22 protein-coding genes are annotated in these 20,215 nt (G+C 68.3%); 14 read left to right on the top strand and 8 right to left on the bottom strand.

The genetic code is table 11. From position 1 onward, the window contains the following. The first annotated feature begins 20 nt into the window (after window positions 1-20). A complete protein-coding gene (locus tag G578_RS0112030) occupies window positions 21-254 on the top strand; it encodes a type II toxin-antitoxin system ParD family antitoxin (RefSeq protein WP_028794455.1) in 234 nt (77 codons plus the stop codon). 194 nt (window positions 255-448) lie between these two features. On the opposite strand, the gene map is transcribed toward G578_RS0112030, so the two are convergent. Together map and G578_RS0112020 are read right to left on the bottom strand one after the other, a co-directional pair. Next, entirely contained in the window at window positions 449-1,225 is a 777-nt protein-coding gene (map, locus tag G578_RS0112025) for a type I methionyl aminopeptidase (protein ID WP_028794454.1), read from the bottom strand. A 1-nt stretch (window position 1,226) separates the two neighbouring features. Continuing rightward, a complete protein-coding gene (locus G578_RS0112020) occupies window positions 1,227-1,439 on the bottom strand; it encodes a ParD-like family protein (protein ID WP_028794453.1) in 213 nt (70 codons plus the stop codon). Window positions 1,440-2,005: 566 nt separating this feature from the next. Here G578_RS0112020 and G578_RS0112015 point away from each other — a divergent pair. The 10 genes from G578_RS0112015 (at window position 2,006) to hisE (ending at window position 11,304) form a co-directional block, all read left to right on the top strand. Further along, window positions 2,006-2,884: an ABC transporter substrate-binding protein gene (locus tag G578_RS0112015; protein WP_156907292.1), complete on the top strand. Its 879-nt coding sequence runs from the start codon at window positions 2,006-2,008 to the stop codon at window positions 2,882-2,884. Next, complete coding sequence (locus tag G578_RS0112010) at window positions 2,881-3,867, top strand: FecCD family ABC transporter permease (protein WP_028794451.1); 987 nt, start codon at window positions 2,881-2,883, stop codon at window positions 3,865-3,867. The genes G578_RS0112015 and G578_RS0112010 overlap by 4 nt, the downstream gene beginning before the upstream one ends. After that, window positions 3,864-4,856, top strand: a complete 993-nt coding sequence (locus tag G578_RS25995) for a FecCD family ABC transporter permease (protein ID WP_051244671.1) — start codon at window positions 3,864-3,866, stop codon at window positions 4,854-4,856. The genes G578_RS0112010 and G578_RS25995 overlap by 4 nt, the downstream gene beginning before the upstream one ends. Beyond that, on the top strand, window positions 4,853-5,632 hold the full coding sequence (locus G578_RS0112000) for an ABC transporter ATP-binding protein (RefSeq protein ID WP_038014052.1): 780 nt from the start codon (window positions 4,853-4,855) through the stop codon (window positions 5,630-5,632). The genes G578_RS25995 and G578_RS0112000 overlap by 4 nt, the downstream gene beginning before the upstream one ends. A 153-nt stretch (window positions 5,633-5,785) precedes the next feature. Then, entirely contained in the window at window positions 5,786-6,748 is a 963-nt protein-coding gene (gene phnD, locus G578_RS0111995; protein WP_028794449.1) for a phosphate/phosphite/phosphonate ABC transporter substrate-binding protein, read from the top strand. A gap of 51 nt (window positions 6,749-6,799) precedes the next feature. Beyond that, a complete protein-coding gene (gene phnC / locus G578_RS0111990; protein WP_028794448.1) occupies window positions 6,800-7,648 on the top strand; it encodes a phosphonate ABC transporter ATP-binding protein in 849 nt (282 codons plus the stop codon). Beyond that, window positions 7,645-8,463: a phosphonate ABC transporter, permease protein PhnE gene (phnE, locus tag G578_RS0111985; RefSeq protein WP_028794447.1), complete on the top strand. Its 819-nt coding sequence runs from the start codon at window positions 7,645-7,647 to the stop codon at window positions 8,461-8,463. The genes phnC and phnE (G578_RS0111985) overlap by 4 nt, the downstream gene beginning before the upstream one ends. Beyond that, window positions 8,463-9,275, top strand: coding sequence for a phosphonate ABC transporter, permease protein PhnE (gene phnE, locus G578_RS0111980; protein WP_028794446.1), 813 nt, complete (start codon window positions 8,463-8,465; stop codon window positions 9,273-9,275). The genes phnE (G578_RS0111985) and phnE (G578_RS0111980) overlap by 1 nt, the downstream gene beginning before the upstream one ends. A gap of 43 nt (window positions 9,276-9,318) precedes the next feature. Further along, window positions 9,319-10,959 (top strand): Na/Pi cotransporter family protein, encoded by a 1,641-nt coding sequence (locus tag G578_RS0111975; RefSeq protein WP_028794445.1) that lies wholly within the window; start codon window positions 9,319-9,321, stop codon window positions 10,957-10,959. A 33-nt stretch (window positions 10,960-10,992) separates the two neighbouring features. After that, a complete protein-coding gene (gene hisE / locus G578_RS0111970) occupies window positions 10,993-11,304 on the top strand; it encodes a phosphoribosyl-ATP diphosphatase (RefSeq protein WP_028794444.1) in 312 nt (103 codons plus the stop codon). Between the two features lie 51 nt (window positions 11,305-11,355). Here the strand turns inward: hisE and G578_RS0111965 are convergent, their stop codons facing one another. Then, complete coding sequence (locus G578_RS0111965; protein ID WP_028794443.1) at window positions 11,356-12,264, bottom strand: LysR family transcriptional regulator; 909 nt, start codon at window positions 12,262-12,264, stop codon at window positions 11,356-11,358. A gap of 104 nt (window positions 12,265-12,368) precedes the next feature. Between G578_RS0111965 and tcuA the strand changes: the two genes are divergently transcribed. After that, window positions 12,369-13,871: an FAD-dependent tricarballylate dehydrogenase TcuA gene (gene tcuA, locus G578_RS0111960; RefSeq protein WP_028794442.1), complete on the top strand. Its 1,503-nt coding sequence runs from the start codon at window positions 12,369-12,371 to the stop codon at window positions 13,869-13,871. A gap of 47 nt (window positions 13,872-13,918) precedes the next feature. Here tcuA and G578_RS25990 read toward each other — a convergent pair whose 3' ends face one another. Next, window positions 13,919-14,425 carry a 4'-phosphopantetheinyl transferase family protein gene (locus tag G578_RS25990; protein WP_084618840.1) on the bottom strand — a complete coding sequence of 169 codons (507 nt, stop codon included), beginning with the start codon at window positions 14,423-14,425 and terminating at the stop codon, window positions 13,919-13,921. Between the two features lie 65 nt (window positions 14,426-14,490). Here G578_RS25990 and G578_RS0111950 point away from each other — a divergent pair, with 65 nt between their 5' ends. Together G578_RS0111950 and G578_RS0111945 are read left to right on the top strand one after the other, a co-directional pair. Continuing rightward, window positions 14,491-15,777 (top strand): DUF2254 domain-containing protein, encoded by a 1,287-nt coding sequence (locus G578_RS0111950; protein WP_028794440.1) that lies wholly within the window; start codon window positions 14,491-14,493, stop codon window positions 15,775-15,777. 84 nt (window positions 15,778-15,861) lie between these two features. After that, a complete protein-coding gene (locus G578_RS0111945; RefSeq protein WP_028794439.1) occupies window positions 15,862-16,710 on the top strand; it encodes an alpha/beta fold hydrolase in 849 nt (282 codons plus the stop codon). A 68-nt stretch (window positions 16,711-16,778) separates the two neighbouring features. Here G578_RS0111945 and G578_RS0111940 read toward each other — a convergent pair whose 3' ends face one another. The 4 genes from G578_RS0111940 to G578_RS0111925 are packed head-to-tail and all read right to left on the bottom strand — an operon-like array spanning window position 16,779 to window position 20,213. Next, window positions 16,779-17,459, bottom strand: coding sequence for a cysteine hydrolase family protein (locus G578_RS0111940; RefSeq protein ID WP_051244669.1), 681 nt, complete (start codon window positions 17,457-17,459; stop codon window positions 16,779-16,781). Window positions 17,460-17,499: 40 nt separating this feature from the next. Continuing rightward, window positions 17,500-18,405: a polysaccharide deacetylase family protein gene (locus tag G578_RS0111935; RefSeq protein WP_028794437.1), complete on the bottom strand. Its 906-nt coding sequence runs from the start codon at window positions 18,403-18,405 to the stop codon at window positions 17,500-17,502. Next, window positions 18,402-19,319, bottom strand: a complete 918-nt coding sequence (locus G578_RS0111930; RefSeq protein WP_028794436.1) for a polysaccharide deacetylase family protein — start codon at window positions 19,317-19,319, stop codon at window positions 18,402-18,404. The genes G578_RS0111935 and G578_RS0111930 overlap by 4 nt, the downstream gene beginning before the upstream one ends. A 12-nt stretch (window positions 19,320-19,331) precedes the next feature. After that, entirely contained in the window at window positions 19,332-20,213 is an 882-nt protein-coding gene (locus G578_RS0111925) for an isocitrate lyase/PEP mutase family protein (protein ID WP_028794435.1), read from the bottom strand. Between the last annotated feature and the right edge of the window lie 2 nt (window positions 20,214-20,215).

Here is a 20,215-nt window from a genome sequence, read left to right as displayed (position 1 = left end):
CTCGTCGTATGGAGGATCACATGGCGACCATGAACGTTTCGCTGCCCGACCCGATGAAGCATTGGGTCGAAGCCCAGGCCCGCTCGGGCCGATACAGCAATGCCAGCGACTATGTGCGCGATCTCATCCGGCGCGACCAGGAACGGGCGGCCGATATCGCCCGGCTTCAGGCTGTGATCATGGAAGGAGTCGAGAGCGGAGTTGCCGAGGACTTCAGCATGGAGGACATCCAGTCGGATCTGGATAGCCGCTGATGGCCCTCTACCGCGTCTCAAGAAAGGCGCAGAGCGATATCCGGGACATCGGCCTACACACCCAGCGGCAATGGGGCGCCGGCCAGCGACGAAAAGCACTGGGTCGTGTATCTCGTCGAACCGGATGGCGTGTTTATCGTGCGGGTGGTGCATGAAAGGATGCATCTCCCCGACCACCTATCGGACACCTAGCCTCACCCCCGTCCCAGCATGGGCGTCTCGTCGCTTCGCAGGGTGAGAACCTCGACGCCGGTCGCGGTGACCGCGACCGTATGTTCGAACTGGGCGGAGAGTTTTCCGTCGGCGGTCACGACCGTCCAGCCGTCGGCCTCGGTGGCGGTCTGGCGGGTGCCCTGATTCACCATCGGCTCGACGGTGAAGACCATTCCCTCGCGCAGCGTCCCTCCGGTGCCCGGCCGGCCGAAATTCAGCACCTGCGGCTCCTCGTGCATCTCCCGGCCGATGCCGTGGCCGCAATAGTCGCGCACCACCGAGCAGCCGTTGCGCTTGGCGTGACGCTCGATGGCGTAACCGATATCCCCCAGGCGGGCGCCGGGTCGGACCTGGGCGATGCCCTTCCACATGGCCGCCTGGGCGATCCGCACCAGGCGCCGGGCGGCCGGGCTGGCGTTGCCGATCACATAGGTCTTGCTGGAATCGGCGATGAAGCCGTCCTTCTCCAGGGTGATGTCCAGGTTGACGATGTCGCCGTCGGCGATGATCTCGCCCGGGTCCGGCACGCCGTGGCAGACCACGTGGTTGCGTGAGCAGTTCAGCACGTACTCGTAGCCGTACTGGCCCTTGCTCGCCGGTCGCGCCGCCAGGTCCCCGGTGATGAAGCGGTCGACCAGATCGTTGACCTGCAGGGTCGACAGTCCCGCGAGGTCCAGGCCGTCCAGCATCTCGAAGACCGAGGCCAGAAGCCGGCCGGACGCCCGCATCAGGGCCAGTTCTTCCGGAGTCTTCACCATGTCAGGCGGTCGCCCGGTTCGCGGGGACGGGTCCGGCCTGGGCGGCGTCGAGCTGCATGCGGATGATGTCGGTGAAACAGGCCGTAGGGTTGGCCTCGGCCAGCATGCCGATCTTCATCCAGAATTCCGCCTGGGCGTTGATCGAGCGGCACATCACTGCGCTGGCGCGGCGAACCTCCTCGTGCAGGTCGTCGCCGATCTTGACGATACCCATCGAGCTCTCCTTGGCGATACGAAACGTATACGATTCATATACTCTCTTCGCAATGGCCGGCAAGGGCGCCGTTCCCAGGTGCGTCAGACCGGCCGGGAGGCCAGGCGCGCAGGGCCGCGACCGTGGCGGCATCGGCCAGCATGCGCACGCCGATCTCCGGCCGCCGCCGCGGGAACGCGGCCTGTCTCAGAAGCCTGTCGAGCGTGGTGTCGAGGTTCGCCCGAACCTTTTTCCGGGATCTCTGCAGCTTCGCCTGTCGCCGGACGGCGACCGGGCGCGATTGCGATACTTGCAACCCTCATCTGCGACGACCGGGGCATCTCAAGTGTCGACACCTACCCGAACACTGCCTATTACGCCGACGGACGCACAGTGAAAGCGACACTCAGGTACACTTGGTGACGAATTCTGCCGATCGGCGGGCAGCGAAGACCATCGGATGGCGCGGGACAGTCTCGCGCCGTTCCTTCCTGACCGGCCTGGCGGCCGCCGCGACTGCCTGCGTACAGGCGCGCCCGGCGGCTGCCGCTGACCTACGTTTCGATCATGCCTTCGGGACGACGCTGATGCCGCGACCGGCGCAGCGTGTCGTCTCGCTCGGCTATACCAGCCACGATCCGCTTCTGGCCCTGGGTGTGCGCCCGGTCGCCGTGCGCCACTGGTTCGGCGCCTTCCCCTACGGCGTGTGGCCCTGGGCCCAGCGCCAGCTCGGCGACGCGACGCCGGACGTGCTGACCGGCGAGGTGTCCATGGAGCGGGTGGCGTCGCTGAACCCCGACCTCATCGTCGCCATCGGCGCCGGGATCTCCAAGGCCGAGTACACGGTGCTCTCCCGCATCGCGCCGGTCCTGGTGCATGAAGCCACCGACAGCACGTACGGCACGCCGTGGGACCGCATGACCCTGACCCTGGGCCGGGCGACCGGCCGGCTTGCCCAGGCGCAGGAGCTGATGGCCGGCGTGAGGGCGGCCTTCGCCGACGCCCGCCGCCGCCATCCGGCCTCGGCCGGCAAGACCGGTGTGGCCGCCTATCACTGGAGCGGGGAGACCGGCGCGTTCATCGGCGCCGACACCCGGGCCCGCTTCCTCGTCGAGCTCGGATTCCGGCCGACCGACGCGGTCGCGGCACTGTCGGGCGTCAACGACTTCTACGCGCCGCTGTCGCCGGAGGACCTGTCGCCGCTGGACGGCGACCTGCTGCTCTGGGTGTCCAGCTTCCAGACCAGCCCGGATCTCGTGGCACTACCCATGCGCCAGACCCTGGAGGCCTGCCGGGAGGGCCGGGAGGTCTTCGCCGGCGGCGTGCTGGCCGCCGCCCTGTCCTTCGGCAGCGTGCTGTCCCTCCCCTTCGCGCTGAACGCCCTGGAGGACGACATCGCCGCGGCCATCGACGGCGACCCGGCGACCCCGGTCGCCAGCGCGCGCGAAGCCGGCCTCGCCCCATGACGCGCTGGGCGCCCCTGCTCGGCCTGCTGCTCCTGGCGATCCTGATCAGCCTGCTGCTGGGGTATCGGCCGATCAACCCGGCGGAACTCTGGCAGGCGCTGGTCGCCCCGGACCCGACCGACCCCGCCCATGTCACCATCCGCGCCATCCGGTTCCCGCGCACGGTCGCCGGGCTGGTCTGCGGCGGCGCGCTCGGCGCGGCGGGAATGGCGATCCAGGCCGTCACCCGCAACCCGCTGGCCGACCCGGGCATCCTCGGGATCAACGCCGGGGCCGCCTTCGGGGTGGTGGTCGGAGCGCTGGTCCTCGGACAGGTCGATGCCGGCCTTCTGTCGCTCCTCGCCTTTCCGGGCGCGGCCCTGGCGGCCGCCGCGGTCTTCGCCCTGGGCGGCGGGCTGCGCGGCAATGCCAGCCCGGTGCGCCTGACCCTGGCCGGCGCCGCGCTCGGCGTGCTGCTGCTCTCGCTGGTCACCGCCTCGGTGCTGATGCGCGGCGAGACCCTCGATGTCATGCGGTTCTGGATCGTCGGATCCCTGGCCGAGGCGCGGGCCCGCCCGCTGGTGGAAATGACGCTCGCCGCCGGTGCCGGCTTCCTGCTTGTCCTGGCCCTGGCCCCGAAACTGGAGGTCCTGGCGCTGGGCGACGCGCTGTCCCGCGGCCTCGGCACCCGACCCGGCCGGGTTCAGGCGGGGGCACTGGTCTGCATCGCGCTGCTGACCGGCGCGGCGGTGGCGATCGCCGGACCCATCGCCTTCCTCGGCCTGATGGTACCGCCGATCGCCCGTCGGCTGGTCGGCGGCTCCCTGCGGCCGGGACTGATCGCCGCCGCCCTGCTGGGGGCGTCGATCCTTCTCCTGGCCGACAGCGCCGGGCGCCTGCTGCTGGCCCCGGCGGAGATCCGGGCCGGCGTCATGACCGCGTTGCTCGGCGGGCCGATCTTCGTGCTGATCGCGCGGCGGATCCGGCCGGGAGCGATCGGATGATCCGCGGCACCGTCCTCGTCCTGCTGCTGGCCGGCTCGGCGGCCCTGGCCCTGCTGGTCGGCCAGATCCACCTCAGCCCGGCAAGCCTGTGGGACGGCCTGACCGGCGGCGACGGACCGGCGGCGCTGACGATCTCGGTTCTGCGCGGCCCCCGGGTCGCCGTCGCCCTGCTGTCGGGTGCCGCCCTGGGCCTGGCAGGCGCGGTGTTCCAGCTCCTGCTGCGCAACCCTCTGGCGTCGCCCGACGTGATGGGCTTCACCGGCGGGTCCGGCCTCGCCATTCTGGCGGCGATCGCCATGGGGACAAGCGTCCCGCTGCCGCTGGCGGCGGCGGCGGGCGGACTGGCGGCCGGCCTGATCGTCCTGACCCTGTCGCGCCCGGCCGGCAGCCGTGGCGGCATCGACGGCGCCTCGCCGGTGACCATTGTCCTGGTCGGTATCGGGGTCGGCTTCGCCGCCTCGGCCTTCGGCTCGTTCCTGATGACCCGCCTGTCCGGTCCCCAGGCGGCGGAGGCCCAACGCTGGCTGGTCGGCTCGCTCTCCGCCCGCGACTGGTCGCATGTCCGGATCCTCATGGCGGCCGGCGGCGCGCTCGTCCTCTGCCTGGCCCTTCAGGTGCGCGCCCTGCGGCTGCTCGAGCTTGGGGCGGAGCTGGCCTCGGGGCTCGGCCTGAAGGTGGCGCGGGCCCGGCTGCTGCTGGCGGCGACCGCCATCGGCCTGTGCGCGGTGGCCGTGTCGATCGTCGGCCCCGTCGCCTTCGTGGCGCTGATGGCCCCGCCGGTGGGCGTACGCCTGGCGCGGGCGACCGACCCGGGCGCCCGGCTTGCGGCGGCCGCGGGGGCGGGCGCGGTCATCATGGTGCTTGCCGATCTTGTCGCCCGGGCGAGCCTCCCCGGCCTGCAGCTGCCGATCGGCGTCACCACCGGCATTCTCGGCGCGCCTTACCTGCTGTGGCGCCTGTCACGCGAGATGGAAAGGGGCGAGCTGTGAGCCCGATCAGCCTGCGCACGGAATCCCTGTCGGTCGGTTACCAGGACCGCCAGGTGATCCAAGGACTGGACCTCGTCTTCCCGGTGGGACGGAGCACCGCCATCCTCGGCCCCAACGGCTGCGGAAAGTCGACCCTGCTGCGCGCGCTGGCCCGGCTGCTGAAACCGTCGGCGGGACGGGTGCTGCTGGGCGACGCCGACCTGCATGCCGCCGACACCCGCGACGTCGCCCGGCAGCTCGCCATCCTGCCGCAGTTCCCTCTCGCCCCGGACGCGATCAACGTGGGCGAGCTGGTCCGGCGCGGGCGGACCCCGTGGCGCGGCCTGCTCGCCCCCTGGACGCGGGACGACAGCGACGCCTGCACCGACGCCCTCGACGCGGTCGGTATGACCGACATGGCCGACCGCCCGCTGGCCGAGCTGTCCGGCGGCCAGCGCCAGCGCGCCTGGCTGGCTCTCGTGCTGGCTCAGCGGACCCCGCTGCTGCTGCTGGACGAGCCGACCTCCCACCTGGATCTGGCACAGCAGATCGAGATGCTGAAACTGCTGCAGCAACGGGTCGCGGACACCGGCATGACGGTGGTCAGCGTGCTGCACGACCTGAACCTCGCCGCCCGGTTCAGCGATCACCTGGTGCTGCTGAGCCCGCAGGGGCTGATCGCCGAGGGCGCGCCGGAGACGGTAGTGACCGCCGAGAACCTGCACCGGGCGTTCGGCCTGGCGGCCCAGGTCATGGCCGATCCGCTGACCGGGCGGCCGTGGATTCTGCCGCACTAGGTCGAACCCCAGTTCCGCCGGTCCATCGGACACTGACGCATATATTTTGTGCTTGGGTCACGCCCGGGACCACGATAATGCTGATGTCACAAAACTGTAATGTTCGGTCATACCGCAGGTGGGCCGACGATAACGACCTGTAGGGAGAATCACATGATTCGCAGAAATTTGATGCTGTCGGCCCTCGCCGGTCTGGTCGGCGCGGTCTCGCTGAGCTGGGCCGCCCCCAGCTACGCCCTCGACTCCCGGTTCAAGGACGACAATGGTGATCTGGTCGCCGATACGCCGACCGATCCGAGCCAGCAGGTCGATCCCGACACCCTCATCTTCGCCTATACCCCGGTCGAGGATCCGGCGGTCTACGCCAAGGTGTGGGACGGCTTCCTGCGCCACATGGAGAGCGTGACCGGCAAGAAGGTCCAGTTCTTCCCCGTGCAGTCCAACGCCGCCCAGATCGAGGCGATGCGCGCCGGTCGCCTGCATGTCGCCGGCTTCAACACCGGCTCCAACCCGCTGGCGGTGAACTGCGCCGGTTTCGTGTCCTTCACCATCATGGCCTCGAAGGACGGCGATTTCGGCTACAACATGGAAATCATCACCTATCCGGGCAGCGGCATCGAGAAGGTCGAGGACATCAAGGGCCGGAAGATGGCCTTCACCTCGCAGACCTCGAATTCCGGCTTCAAGGCGCCGTCGGCGATCCTGAAGGCCGATTACGGCATGGTCCCGGAGACGGATTTCGAGCCGGTGTTCTCCGGCAAGCACGACAACTCGATCCTCGGCGTGGCCAACAAGGACTATCCGGCCGCCGCGATCGCCAACTCGGTGCTGCACCGCATGGTGGCCCGCGACGTGATCAAGGCCGATCAGGTCGTCTCGATCTACAAGTCGCAGAAGTTCCCGACCACCGGGTTCGGCTACGTCTACAACCTGAAGCCGGAGCTGCAGGAGAAGATCAAGGAAGCCTTCTTCACCTTCGACTGGGAAGGCTCGGCCCTTAAGGAGGAGTTCGCCCGGTCCGGTGAGGAGCAGTTCATCCCGATCACCTACAAGTCCCACTGGGAGGTGATCCGCAAGATCGACACCGCCAACGGCGTCTCCTACGACTGCAAGTGACCCCACGGTCACACAACACCCTTTGACCGGCACATTTTAGGGAGCGGCCGAATGCTGCGCTTGAAGGACCTCTCGAAGGTCTATGCAACCGGAGATCGGGCGCTCACCGATGTGAGCCTTACGGTCGAGCCCGGTCAGGTCGTTGGCCTGATCGGGCCGTCCGGGGCGGGGAAATCCACCCTGATCCGCTGTATCAACCGTCTGGTCGAGCCGACCTCAGGCCAGGTCTATCTCGGCGACATGGACATCACCGGCCTGAGCCGCGGCGGTCTGCGCCGCGCCCGCCGCCGGATCGGCATGATCTTCCAGGAATACGCCCTGGTGGAACGCCTCACCGTGATGGAGAACGTGCTGTCCGGCCGGCTCGGCTATGTCGGCTTCTGGCGCAGCTTCTTCCGCAAGTTTCCGCCGGCATCGATCGAGAACGCCTACCGCCTGCTCGACCGGGTCGGACTGTCGGACCATGTGAACAAGCGCGCCGACGCCCTGTCCGGCGGCCAGCGCCAGCGGGTCGGCATCGCCCGCGCCCTGGAGCAGGATCCCGACCTGCTGCTGATCGACGAGCCGACGGCGTCGCTCGACCCGAAGACCTCGCGGCAGATCATGCGGCTGATCGTGGAGATCTGCGACGAGCGCGGCCTGCCCGCCATCATCAACATTCACGACGTCGCCCTCGCCCAGCAGTTCGTGCGCCGGGTCATCGGCCTGCAGTCCGGCCGCGTGGTCTTCGACGGCAGCCCGGACGAACTCACCGCGGACGTCCTCACCCAGATCTACGGCGAGGAGGACTGGTCCGCCACGATCCGCAAGGCCGACGAAGACGGCGAGGACATCGACGAGGACGCCGACCATCCCGGCACGGTCCCGGTCGACCGCGAACGCCTGGCGGGCCTCACATGACCGACGCGGGCATGACCGGCGCGACCGATTACCGGGGCTGGACGCGGCCGCCCATCATCAAGCGGCCCTGGCTGCGCTGGGCGCTGTACGGCGGCGGCCTGCTCTATCTGGTGCTGGCCGTCGCCTCGGTCGAGGTGAACTGGGTGCGGGTCTGGGAAGGTTTGGAGCGCGGCCAGCGCTTCATCGAGGGCTTCCTGGTCCCCGACTTCACCAGCCGCTGGGAGGACATCCTCCAGGGCATGGAAGAGAGCCTGACCATGTCGGTGACCGCGACCGTGGTCGGCGTGCTGATCTCCATCCCCATCGGCATCGGCGCCGCCCGCAACATAGCGCCCCTGCCGATCTACGCCGTGTGCCGGGCCATCGTCGCCCTGTCACGCAGCTTCCAGGAGATCATCGTCGCCATCCTGTTCGTCGCCATGTTCGGCTTCGGCCCGTTCGCCGGCTTCCTGACCCTGTCCTTCGCCACCATCGGCTTCCTGGCCAAGCTGCTGGCCGAGGACATCGAGGATATCGACGAGGCCCAGGCCGAGGCGGTGCGGGCGACCGGGGCCGGCTGGTGGCAGATCGTAAACTACGCGATCCAGCCGCAGGTCATGCCGCGCCTGATCGGCCTCAGCCTCTACCGGCTGGACATCAATTTCCGCGAGTCGGCGGTGATCGGCATCGTCGGCGCCGGCGGCATCGGCGCCACCCTGAACACCGCGATGGACCGCTACGAATACGATTCCGCCGCCGCGATCCTGATCCTGATCATCCTGATCGTCATGGCCGCCGAATACCTGTCGGGCTACGTGCGGAAGTGGGTGCAATGATGACGATGACCGACCTCGCCCACCGGACCTGGCGCCGGCGCTCCACCCGCAAGGAACTGGCGCTCTGGCTCGGCTGGCTCCTGCTCGTCGCCCTGTTCGTGTTCTGCTGGCAGGTGATGACCGAGAGCACGATCTGGGCTTTCGTCACCGACGCGCCCCGTCAGGCCGCCGATATCGGCTCGCGCATGTTCCCGCCGCGCTGGGAGTATATCCCGGCCCTGCTGGAGCCGCTCTGGGACACTCTGAACATCGCCACGCTCGGCACGCTGCTGGCGCTGTTCATGGCGGTGCCGGTGGCCTTTATGGCGGCCCGCAACACCACCCCCAGCACCCGCTTCGTGCGGCCGGTCGCCCTGCTGATCATCGTCGCCAGCCGCTCGATCAACTCGCTGATCTGGGCGCTGCTGCTGGTCGCGGTCATCGGCCCCGGCGTGATGGCCGGCATCGTCGCCATCGCCCTGCGCTCGATCGGCTTCGTCGCCAAGCTGCTCTACGAGGCGATCGAGGAGATCGACGAAGCACAGGTCGAGGCGGTGGCCGCCACCGGCGCCAGCAAGGCGCAGCTCATGGATTACGCGGTGGTGCCGCAGATCCTGCCGGCCTTCGCCGGGATCACGGTGTTCCGCTGGGACATCAACATCCGCGAGTCGACGGTTCTCGGGCTGGTCGGAGCCGGCGGACTGGGCCTGCGGCTGCAGGAATCCCTGAACGTGCTAGCCTGGCCCCAGGTGACGGTGATCTTCATCCTGATCCTGATCACCGTGCTGGTCAGCGAGTGGGTCTCCGCCAAGGTCCGCCATGCCATCATCTGACGAAGGGTCGCGGCCGTACCGGTCGCGACTGCGGGAAACCTGAATGCATCTGCTCATCGAAATCGCCGGCGGCGTCGCCCTGCTCCTGTGGGGCGTGCGCATGGTGCGCACCGGAATCACCCGGGCCTTCGGTTCGGCGATCCGGCGCGGCATCGCGGCGGCGACGCGGAACCGGCTGACCTCGTTCCTCACCGGGTTCACGGTCACCGGCTTCCTGCAGAGCAGTACCGCCACCGCCCTGATCGTCGGCTCCTTCGGGGGCCGCAAGATGATCGCCGTGCCGGCCGGATTGGCGATCATGCTGGGTGCGGATGTCGGCAGTACGGTCGTGGTGCAGGTGCTGGCCTTCGACGTCTCCTGGATCTCGCCGCTCTTTCTGTTCGTCGGCGTGACCGCCTTCCTGACCTCCGACGACTCCCGCCGACGGGCCATGGCCCGGGTGCTGATCGGCCTCGGGCTGATGCTGCTGGCGATCAAGATGGTGATGCTGGCCTCGGTCCCGCTGCGCGAGGGGCCGACCCTGTCGGTCCTGCTGGCGCCGATGGTCGACGAGCCGATCCTGGCGATCCTGCTCGGCGCAGGGCTGGCTTGGCTGGCCCATTCCAGCCTGACCGTGATCGTGCTGGTGATGACGCTGGTCTCCCTACACGTGGTCGAGGTTCAGCTCGCCATGGCGCTGGTGCTGGGGGCAAATATCGGCAGCTCGATCACCCCGGTGGCGATGAACTGGCGGGCGGATCCCTCGGCGCGGCGCATTCCGGTGGGCAACCTGATGATGCGGACGGCAGGCGTGGCCCTGGTGTTCTGGATGGTGCCCTGGATCGTGCCGTATCTGCGCGACATCTCCGACGATCCGGCCCGGCTGATCGCGAATTTCCACACCGGCTTCAACCTGGCGGTGGCGCTCCTGTTCCTGCCCTTCGTCGGCCTCGTAGCCGCCCTGGTCACCCGGATGCTGCCGGACAGTCCGGCGGCGGAAGACGAGAAGGCGCCGAGGCATCTGGAGGAGTCCGCGCTCGATTCACCCGGCGTCGCCCTGTCCAGCGCCGCGCGCGAGACCCTGCGGATCGGCGATACGGTGGAATCGATGCTCGAACGCACCATGGAGGTGTTCAAGAGCGGCCGCTCCGACCTGATCAAGGAGATCGAGCGCGACGACGACGTGGTCGACGTGCTGCACGAGGCGGTGAAGCTCTATCTCACCCGGCTGTCGCGTCAGGAACTGGACCCCAAGGAAAGCCGCCGGGTGGTCGAGATCCTGACTTTCAACACCAACCTGGAGCATATCGGCGACATCATCGACAAGAACCTGCTGGAGCTGGCGGCCAAGAAGATCAAGGACGGCGCCCGCTTCTCCGATGCCGGCATGACCGAACTGCAGGCCATGCACGGCGAGGTGGTCGCCAACCTGAAGCTGGCGCTGAGCGTGTTCATGAGCGGCGACGCGCTGCTGGCCCGCCGGCTGATGGAGCAGAAGGTCCATATCCGCGAGCTGGAGCAGAAATTCGCCGAGGCCCACTACGCCCGCATGCGCGACGGCACGCCGGAATCCCTGGGCAGCTCGTCGCTGCATCTGGACGTGCTGCGGGACTTGAAGCGAATCAACAGCCACATCACGTCGGTGGCCTATCCGATCCTGGAATCGACCGGCCAGATCGCCGAGAGCCGCCTGATCGATGCCTGACCCCACTCACGTTCAGAGCCCCGCGGAGTGCCCATGACCCATCCGATCGACCAGCTCTTCGAGATGGTCCAGACCTCGCGCGCGGATACCAAGGTCGGCAACCGGACCGCGCAGCTGCTGCGCGACGGCAACCCGAAGATCGCCAAGAAGGTGGTCGAGGAAGCCGCCGAAGTGGCGCTGGACGCCGCCGTGGCCGACCGCGACGGGGTGATCCGCGAGTCCGCCGACCTGCTGTACAATCTCACCGTCCTCTGGGTCTGGATGGGCATCACCCCGGCCGAGATCTGGCACGAGATGCACCAGCGCGAGCGGGATCTCGGCCTCGCCGGGAAATGGCCGAAATAGCCCTCGGCCGAAACAGCCTTCGATTCAGCCGTCGCCGCAGCGGGTGAAGACCTAACCGGTGTCGCCGAAGCGTTCGAATTCGGCCAGGGTGAAGGCTTTCAGGATCTCCGCCGCCGGCGACAGCTCCGCGCCGCGCCGCTGCACCAGGACGATGGTCCGCCGCATGTCCGGCGCCACCAGCGGCCGCTGCAGCAGCGCCCCCTCCTCCTGCCCAGCCATCGCCAGGGTCGGCACGATCCCCACGCCCAGCCCCGCACGCACCAGGCCGAGCAGGGTGGAGAGGTGCTGCACCTCGTAGCGCCACTTCCCCGTCCGAGGCAGGCCGGCGAGGCGTTCGTGCATCAGCCGGTTGGTGCCGCTGCGCGCGCCATAGGTGACCAGCGGCAGCTCCGCCAGATCGGCCCAGGCCACCGCGCCCGACGGCACGCCCGGATAGTCCGGATGGAACACCAGCACATAGCGGTCCTCCAGCAACGGCGTGACCTCCACATCCGGATCCTGATCGGCGGTCTCCATGTCGATGCCGAACTCCGCCTCGCCCCGGCGTATCCGACCGGAGATCTCCAGCTCCGGGTCGTCGAAGATGCGCACGCTGACATTGGGATGCGCCGCGGTGAACCGTTTCAGCGCGCCGGGCAGCACGTAGGTGGCCACCGAGATCAGGCTGGCGATGGTCACCTGGCCGGTGCGCGCCCGGATCAGGGTGTTCAGATCCTCCATCGACTGCTCGAACTGCACCAGCATGCGCTTGGCCACCGGCAGGAAGCTGCCGCCGACCACCGTGGGCGCCACCGTGCGGGTGGTGCGCTCGATCAGCCGCACGCCGACCGCCTCCTCCAGCTTCTTCAGCCGCTGGGTCAGCGCCGACTGGGTCAGGTTCAGATCCTCGGCGGCCGCCCTGAAGCTGCCCAGCTCGATGATCCTTACGAAAACGGCGATTTCCTTGAGCAGGTAATCCATCGATAATTCATGTTTCCTAATCAATATCTAAGAATGTTTCAATTTACTGTCGAAACACCGGCTGTCAATCTCGACGCCAAGATCCAAACGTCCCGGAGGAAAAAATGGCGGAGTATGATGTGGTCGTGGTCGGCGCCGGCAACGCGGCGCTGTCGGCGGCGATGGCGGCCCGCGAGAACGGCGCCAGCGTCCTGATCCTGGAGAAGGCCAGCGAGGAGGAGAAGGGCGGCAACTCCTACTTCACCGCCGGCGGTTTCCGGTTCTGCCACACCGGCATCGACGATGCGGTCACCGACGTCCTGGTCGACCTGTCCGACGCCGAGCGCGAGCAGATCGTCCTGCCGCCGCACGACCGCCAGGCGTTCTACGACAACCTGATGAAGGTCACCCGCCACCAGTCCGACGAGGACATGGCCTGGACCCTGATCGACGGCTCCCGCCCGGCCATGGCCTGGCTGCGCAAGCACCGCATCCGCTTCATCCCGATGTTCGGCCGCCAGTCCTTCCTGGTCGACGGCAAGCACCACTTCTACGGCGGGGTGAACATCGAGTCCGTCGGCGGCGGTGCCGGCCTGATCGAGATGGAACTGGCCGAGGTCGAGCGGATGGGTTGCGAGATCCGCTACGGCACCGGCGCCACCAGGCTGATCCACGACAAGCATCGCAAGATCACCGGCATCGAGGTCTTCGGCCCGAACGGCTACGAGGAGATCACCACCGACGCGGTGATCCTTGCCTGCGGCGGGTTCGAGTCCAATCCGGAGATGCGCGTGCGCTATCTCGGCCCGGGCTGGGACCTGTGCCGGGTGCGCGGTACCCGCCACAACATGGGCGACGGCATCCGCATGGCGCTGGACATGGGCGCGCGGCCCTACGGCAACTGGTCCGGCTGCCACTCGGTCGGCTGGGACATCTCGGCCCCGGCCTATGGCGACCGGGTGATCCTCGACAACTTCCAGAAGCACTCCTATCCCTGGGGCATCATGGTCAACATGAACGGGGAGCGCTTCGTCGACGAGGGCGAGGACGTCCGCAACCACACCTATGTGAAGTTCGGCCGCGCCATCATGAGCCAGCCCTACCGCACGGCGGTGCAGATCTTCGACCAGAAGACCATTCCCCTGCTGCGCGACGAATACCGCATCCGCGAGGTCACCAAGGTGACCGCCGACACCATCGAGGATCTGGCGACGCAGCTCGAGATCGCGCCGGACGCCCTGAAGGCGACGATCGAGGAGTTCAACGCCGCCTGCAAACCGGGCAAGTTCAACCCGTCGGTGCTGGACGGGGTGACGACCGAGGGCCTGGCGATCAACAAGACCAACTGGGCCCTGCCGATCAACGAGGGGCCGTTCGAGGCGTACGTGACCACAACCGGCATCACCTTCACCTTCGGCGGCCTGAAGATCAACGACAAGGGCGAGGTCCAGGACATGCAGGACCAGACCATCCCCGGCCTCTATGCCGCGGGCGAGCTGGTCGGCGGGCTGTTCGTGGAGAACTATCCGGGCGGCAGCGGCCTGATGGCCGGCACCGTCTTCGGCCGCCTCGCCGGCAACAGCGCCGCCGCCTATACCGGCGCCAGTGCGGCGGCGGCCGCCGAGTAACACACCTCTGCTCCCGAGGCGGCGCCGCCGCTTCGGGAGCGCGTCCGTCAGTGGGGCATCCCGCGCCACGCCACCTGTCCCGGGCCGCACCAGCCGACCGCGAGGTGGTAGTCGCCCGCCATCACCCGGTGGTCGAAGCCCCAATGTTCGGGGTCTTCCGGCAGGTCCGGCGCGAAGCCGATGCGGATCGGTCCCGAGGACGGATCGGCGAACCAGAACCGGTCGAGTTCCTGGGACAGCCCCTTCCCCGTCGCCTTGATGAAGGCCTCCTTCAGGGTCCACAGGGTCATGAAGGCCCCGCCCCGCTCCGCCTCCCCCTGGGCCCGCAGCCAATCAAGTTCCGGCGGCGCGAAATAGCTGTCGGCGATGGACAGGTCGACCGGCTCGAACATGCCCGGGACCGTGGTCGGCGCCAGAACGAAACCGTCGCTGCTGTCCGGATCGGCACGGTCCCACCCAGTGCGACGGCGCCGCAGGTACTGGCGCGGCCGGTCCGGTATCGGTGGTTGTGCTGGACGTCGTCCCCCGGCCGTGGCACTCCAGAACCGAACCATTCCGTCACAAACCTTGCCGCAAACCTTGCTGCAGACTTTGCCGCAGACACAGAACGGCCCCGCCGATGGTCCTGACCCCGTTTCGCCGAACGATCCGCGTCCTGCGCGGCTTCCTGACCATTCCAGGGGCGATCAGCCTGTCCGGCCTGCTGGTGGCGATCGGGATATGGCACCTGGAGGCCTATCTGCGCGACGCGCATGCCGGTCTCGTGCCGAACTTCCTGGTGGTGCAGGTGGAGACCGCGCGCGCGGTGTTCACCGTCTCCGCCGGGGCGTCCATGTCGGCGCTGGTCATGGTCTATTCCATCGTCCTGCTGGTCTACACCATGGCCGCCAGCGCCATCGGCCCGCGGCTGCTGCAGCGTTTCGGCGACGACCGGGTCAGCCAGATCGCCGTGGGGTCGCTGGGCGCCACCTTCCTGTATTCGCTTCAGTCGCTCTGGTTGACCCGCAACGACGCGGTGCCGGACCTGACCGTCGCGGTCGGAGCGGCCTATATGGTGATCTCCGTCCTGTTGCTCCTGCTCTTCGTGCAGCGGGTATCGAGGCGGGTCAGCATCGACCAGGAGGCGGCGGAGATCGCCCGGGCCCTGGACCATCAGGTCGCCGACGCCCTGGCCCGCAGCACGCCGATCCTGTCCAGCGAGCTTGTCCTGCCGGAAGGCGACGAGCGCACGGTGTCGTCCCCGGGCGACGGCTATGTGGATGCCATCGAGCCGGGCCAGCTCCTGCAGGCGGCCCAGGCCGTCGGCGCCACCGTGTTCTACGACGTGCAGCCCGGCGATTTCGTCATCGCGGGTGAGCCGGTCGCCACCGTCTTCAACGACCCGGACCGGACTCTCGACGGCCACGTGATCGCGGCGCTGCCGCTGCTGTCGGTGCGCACGCCGGAGGGCGATCTGCGGTTCTCGGTGAACCTGCTGGTCGAGATCGCCCTGCGCGCCCTGTCGCCCGGCGTCAACGACACCTTCACCGCCATCGCCTGTGTCGACCGGCTGTCGGCGGCGCTGGCGACGGCCCGGGCCGAGCGGCTGTCGTCCGGGGTCTATCTGGACGGCGACGGCGTGGCCCGGGTGGTGTCGCCGACCACCACCGCCGACACCCTGTTTCAGGAAGCCTTTCCGCCGATGCGCCGCGCGGCCCGGCGCAACGGCCTGATGAGCCTCGCGCTGCAGCGGGCGATCGCGCGCATGGTCGCCATCGCAGAGCCGGACCAGCGCGAAACGATGGTCGCCGAGCTGCGCCTGCTGGCCGAGGAGGTCGAGGCCAGCGATCAACTGCCGGCCGACAAGAAAGAGCTGATCGGCCGGATCGAGAACACCCTGGAGCAGTACGCGCGCCCCGCCGACTGACGCCGCGGCCCGAACGCGGATTGCCGCCGGCGGCCGAAGCCGATATTGGAGTCGGGACCCACCAGCCAGATCAGGACCGCCGCCATGAAGACTTTGCCCGTGAACGGCTTCGACATGGCCTATCTCGATATCGGCCAGGGCAAGCCGCTGCTCTGCATCCACGGATCGCTGAACGACTTCCGAGCCTGGATGCCGGTGCTGAAGCCGCTCTCGAGCGGCCGCCGGCTGATCGCGCCGAGCCTGCGCCACTATTTTCCCGATACGTGCAGCGGTACCGACGGCACCTTCACCATGGCCCAGCATGTGGAGGATGTGATCGCCTTCATCGAGGCGCTGGATGTCGGTCCGGTCGACCTGGTCGGGCATTCCCGCGGCGGCCACCTCGCCTTCCGCCTGAGCCTGAAACGCCCGGACCTGGTGGACCGGCTGGTGCTGGCGGAACCGGGCGGCGCGCTCGACGAGACCCTGATGCCGACCGACGGCCCGGATCTCGGCGCCGGCGCCGGAACCCGCGCCCATGTGGCCCAGTCGGCGGAGAAGATCGCCGCCGGCGATCTGGAGGGCGGCCTGCGCGCCTTCATCGAGGGGATCAACGGTCCCGGCGCCTGGGACCGGCTGCCGGCGGCGGACCGGCAGATGCGCGAGGACAATGCGACCACCCTGCTGGCCCAGGTGAACGAGGGCCGCCTGCCCTTCTCGCGCGCCGAGGCGGAGGCGCTGACCCCGCCGACCCTGTTCGTCGGCGGCGCCGACACGCCGGGCATGCTGCCGGTGGTGCTGCGGGCGCTGGCGGCGCATGTGCCGGGTGCGAAGACCGTGATCATTCCGGAGGCGGGGCACAGCATGTTCCGCCAGCAGCCCCGGGCGTTCGGCGACGCGGTACTCGCGTTCCTCGCGGAGACGCCGTCCTCTATGCGAGGGAACCTCCAATAATAGTCTAACAGGGAATACTAAAATAAGACCTACGGCCGAGGCCCGGGCCTCGGCCGACCAAGACAACACTACAGGTTGAGTTCCGCCACCACCTCGTCGGTGCTGCGCACCCGGCCGAACAGGCGCTGGAAGTTCTGCATCGTGCCCTCGTGCAGCTCCTTGCGGGTGGTGGCGCAGCCGTCCTCGACCATGGTGACGTGATAGCCCCGGTCGGCCGCCTCGCGGGCCGTCGTCTCCACGCACATGTTGGTGGAGACACCGGTCATGTAGAGATTGTCCCAGCCCATCGAGCGCAGCAGATGGTCCAGCCCGGTCGACGCGAAGGCGCCGATGCTGGTCTTGCGGACGATCAGCTCGCCCGGTTGCGGCTCCAGCCCGGCGACGACCTTGTGCTCCTCGCTGCCGACCCAGTTGTTGGTCTCCTGGAACATCTTGCGCATGTGCGGCGGGGCGTCGGCGGCGTCCTCGCGCTGGGCACCGAGGGTGACGTAGACAATGCCGCCGCCCTTGGCGCGGAAGCCGTCCAGCATGCGGCGGATGTTCGGCACCACCAGGGTCTCGATCCGGTCGAAGCGGTAGTCGGTGGAGGTCGACCCCTCCGCCTTCATGCGGCGGCCGAGGGCGCCGGTGCGCGAGCCCGACGCGTTCTGCATGTCGACGATCACCAGCGCCGAGCGCTCGAACACCACCGGGCGTTCGGTCATGAACGCGCGGATGTAGTCGACATTGTCGATGCCTGCGGTGGCCATGTCAGTCTCTCCTAAGGGGCGGGCAGGTTGGGGGCGAAGCTCAGTCCGATTGCAGGGAGCGGAAGTGGCGGGCGACCGCGCCGACGGTGGTCTGCCACACGCCGTCGCGCGGCGGGGCGATGCGGTCGAGCACCTGCTCCAGGAAACGGATGCGGTGGAACTGGCCGACGATCCAGGGGTGCAGCGACAGCGAGAAATACCGCCCGGCCGCCCGCTCCTGATAGAGCCGGTCGAAGGCGGAGACGACCATCTCCTCCCAGGTCTCGCGCGGCACCTTGCGCAGCCACATGATCTCGCCGTCGTCCCATTCGGGCTGGCGCGGGACCGAGACCAGTTCGGGCTTTGTGGTCAGCATGTAGGGCTGGTCGTCGTTCGGCCAGTCCATCACGTAGTCGAGCCCGGCCTCGGCCAGCAGGCCGGCGGTGATCTCGCTCTCGCCGTAGCCGGGGCCGGCCCAGCCGGTCGGCCGCCGGCCGGTGATGCGCTCTATGGCGTCGACGCTCTCGTCGATCATCCAGCGCTGGGTGTCGGCGTCGAGCTTGGAGGTGATCATCCGGTCGGCATGGGTGCCGGCGGCGACGAACTCCACGTCGCGGTCCATCAGACGTTCGACGATGGCCGGATAGCGCTTCAGGGCCGCCGCGTTCGCCGGCACCGTGAGCTTCAGGCCGTGGCGGTCGAGCCGGTCGAGCACCCGGAAGAAGCCGATCCGGTTGCCGTATTCGCGCTGGGTGTAGCCGGTATAGTCCGGATAGAAGTTGCCGAACGCGCCCTGATAGCGCGGGTCGCGCCAGTCTTCCTTCGGCGGGTCGAGCCGCCAGAACTCCAGATGCAGTACCACGGTGAAGGCGAGCCCGTTGCCGTCGGGCCAGGAAATCGCCGGCCGCCGGTCCATCGCCGAATAGCGATAGAGGTCGTGGTCCATGCCGGGACGCGGTTCGGTCATGGCGCGTCCTCCCAGCCCAGATGGGCCTTCATCGTGTCGAGATGATTGGCGATGTACCAGTCGGCGATCTCCTCGCCGGTGGCCAGCCAGACCTTGTCGTGGCCGGTGATGTAGGCGAGCGCGCGGTCCAGATGCTTGATCCGGTGCGGCTGGCCCAGGATATACGGGTGCAGCGCCAGGCAGAGCACCCGCGGCTGCTCCTCGCCCTCCTTGTACAGGGTGTCGAAGGCGTCGCAGGTCCAGTTGGCGAAATCCTCGCCGTCGAACTGGTTGCGGTACATGACCGCGTCGTTCAGTTCCATCGTGTAGGGGATGGTGATCAGCGTCTTGCCCGAGCGGGTGCGCATCGGGAACGGCTGATCGTCGTGGTACCAGTCGCAGTAGTAGTCGATCCCCGCCTCGGCCACGAGGTCCGGCGTGTTGAAGGTCCAGGACCCGGCCGGCGAGAACCAGCCCCGCAGTTTGCGGCCGGTGAGCCTGGTGTGCAGGTCCAGGCTCTCGTGGATCGCGTCCCGCTCCTCCTCCTCTGTATAGCCCCAGTGATAGCGGGTGTTGTACATGCCGTGGGACATGATCGCCCACCTGCGCGCCTCGCAGGCCTCGAAGATCTCCGGGTAGTGGACGAAGTTCGACATGCTGAGCGATAGGGTGCCGCGCACGCCGTGGGCATCCATCACCTCCATCATCCGCCACAGGCCGACCCGGTTGCCATAGTCCCGCACCCCATAGCCGTGCACGTCCGGGTGGGGCGTGCGCGGCCAGGGATCGCGGATCCGCGACGGCCGGGGCAGGAACTCGTAGTGCTCCACATTCGGCACCACCCACACCGCGATCTTCGCGCCGTTCGGCCAGGTCAGCTTCGGGCGGTCGACGATGGCGGAATACGGGGCCCTATCCTCGTAGGCGAAGTTCATGCGGACGCTCTCCTACTCCTCGACCGCGTAGGTCTTCTCCATGGCGTCGTAGGTCGACTTGTGGACCAGCCGCTGGCGCTCGACGAAATCGGCCAGCCGGTCCTGCACAGCGTCGAGATTGCCGTCGCGCTTCAGCGCACCCAGCACCTCGCTCATGGCCCGCATGGCGGCCTGCAGCGGCGTATTGGCGTAGAGCACGATGGCGAAGCCGATCGTCGCCAGATCTTCCTGGGACAGCATCGGGGTACGGCCGCCGACAACGAGGTTCGCCACCTGCGGCACCGGCAGCTCGGCGCAGATCCGCTGCATCTCCTCCACCGAGATCGGCGCCTCCACGAAGGTCACGTCGGCGCCCGCCTCGATATACATCCGGGCGCGGTCCAGAGCAGCGTCGATGCCCTCGATGGCGCGGGCGTCGGTGCGGGCGATGATCAGGAAGTTCTCGTCCTCGCGCGCGTCGGCGGCGGCGCGCACCTTGGTCGCCATCTCCTTGGCCGGGATCACCGCCTTGCCGTCGAAATGGCCGCATTTCTTCGGGAAGACCTGATCCTCGATCTGCACCGCGCAGGCGCCGGCCCGCTCCAGCACCCGCACGGTGCGGTGGGTGTTGATGGCGTTGCCGAAGCCGGTATCCATGTCGACGAACAGCGGCAGGCTGCTGATCTCGGCGATCGCGGCGGTGGTGGTCTGGATCTCGCTCATGGTGACCAGGCCGATATCCGGCACGCCGAGCAGGGTGTTGGCGATGCCGGCACCGGTGACGTAACAGGCTTCGAACCCCTGATCCTCGATCACCCGGGCGGTCAGGGCGTTCGCGGCCCCCGGCACCAGAACGGCGCGCCGTTCCTCCAGCATCGCCCGGAATTTCTTTCGGCGATCAGCAAGCGTCGTCATCT

The organism is Thalassobaculum salexigens DSM 19539, assembly GCF_000423805.1.
Classification (GTDB): Bacteria; Pseudomonadota; Alphaproteobacteria; order Thalassobaculales; family Thalassobaculaceae; genus Thalassobaculum; species Thalassobaculum litoreum.
The sequence above is the reverse complement of the archived record's forward strand: the minus strand, read 5'-3'. Positions and strand labels throughout refer to the sequence as shown.

Coding starts and splice junctions, on each gene's coding strand:
- G578_RS0111940 (WP_051244669.1), bottom strand. CDS start 17,459: ATGGCCACCGCAGGCATCGACAATGTCGACTACATCCGCGCGTTCATG.
- G578_RS0111975 (WP_028794445.1), top strand. CDS start 9,319: ATGCATCTGCTCATCGAAATCGCCGGCGGCGTCGCCCTGCTCCTGTGG.
- G578_RS25995 (WP_051244671.1), top strand. CDS start 3,864: ATGATCCGCGGCACCGTCCTCGTCCTGCTGCTGGCCGGCTCGGCGGCC.
- G578_RS0112015 (WP_156907292.1), top strand. CDS start 2,006: ATGCCGCGACCGGCGCAGCGTGTCGTCTCGCTCGGCTATACCAGCCAC.
- tcuA (WP_028794442.1), top strand. CDS start 12,369: ATGGCGGAGTATGATGTGGTCGTGGTCGGCGCCGGCAACGCGGCGCTG.
- G578_RS25990 (WP_084618840.1), bottom strand. CDS start 14,425: ATGGTTCGGTTCTGGAGTGCCACGGCCGGGGGACGACGTCCAGCACAA.
- G578_RS0112010 (WP_028794451.1), top strand. CDS start 2,881: ATGACGCGCTGGGCGCCCCTGCTCGGCCTGCTGCTCCTGGCGATCCTG.
- G578_RS0111950 (WP_028794440.1), top strand. CDS start 14,491: ATGGTCCTGACCCCGTTTCGCCGAACGATCCGCGTCCTGCGCGGCTTC.
- G578_RS0112030 (WP_028794455.1), top strand. CDS start 21: ATGGCGACCATGAACGTTTCGCTGCCCGACCCGATGAAGCATTGGGTC.
- phnC (WP_028794448.1), top strand. CDS start 6,800: ATGCTGCGCTTGAAGGACCTCTCGAAGGTCTATGCAACCGGAGATCGG.
- G578_RS0111925 (WP_028794435.1), bottom strand. CDS start 20,213: ATGACGACGCTTGCTGATCGCCGAAAGAAATTCCGGGCGATGCTGGAG.
- G578_RS0111945 (WP_028794439.1), top strand. CDS start 15,862: ATGAAGACTTTGCCCGTGAACGGCTTCGACATGGCCTATCTCGATATC.
- G578_RS0111930 (WP_028794436.1), bottom strand. CDS start 19,319: ATGAACTTCGCCTACGAGGATAGGGCCCCGTATTCCGCCATCGTCGAC.
- map (WP_028794454.1), bottom strand. CDS start 1,225: ATGGTGAAGACTCCGGAAGAACTGGCCCTGATGCGGGCGTCCGGCCGG.
- G578_RS0111965 (WP_028794443.1), bottom strand. CDS start 12,264: ATGGATTACCTGCTCAAGGAAATCGCCGTTTTCGTAAGGATCATCGAG.
- hisE (WP_028794444.1), top strand. CDS start 10,993: ATGACCCATCCGATCGACCAGCTCTTCGAGATGGTCCAGACCTCGCGC.
- G578_RS0112020 (WP_028794453.1), bottom strand. CDS start 1,439: ATGGGTATCGTCAAGATCGGCGACGACCTGCACGAGGAGGTTCGCCGC.
- phnD (WP_028794449.1), top strand. CDS start 5,786: ATGATTCGCAGAAATTTGATGCTGTCGGCCCTCGCCGGTCTGGTCGGC.
- phnE (WP_028794447.1), top strand. CDS start 7,645: ATGACCGACGCGGGCATGACCGGCGCGACCGATTACCGGGGCTGGACG.
- G578_RS0111935 (WP_028794437.1), bottom strand. CDS start 18,405: ATGACCGAACCGCGTCCCGGCATGGACCACGACCTCTATCGCTATTCG.
- phnE (WP_028794446.1), top strand. CDS start 8,463: ATGACGATGACCGACCTCGCCCACCGGACCTGGCGCCGGCGCTCCACC.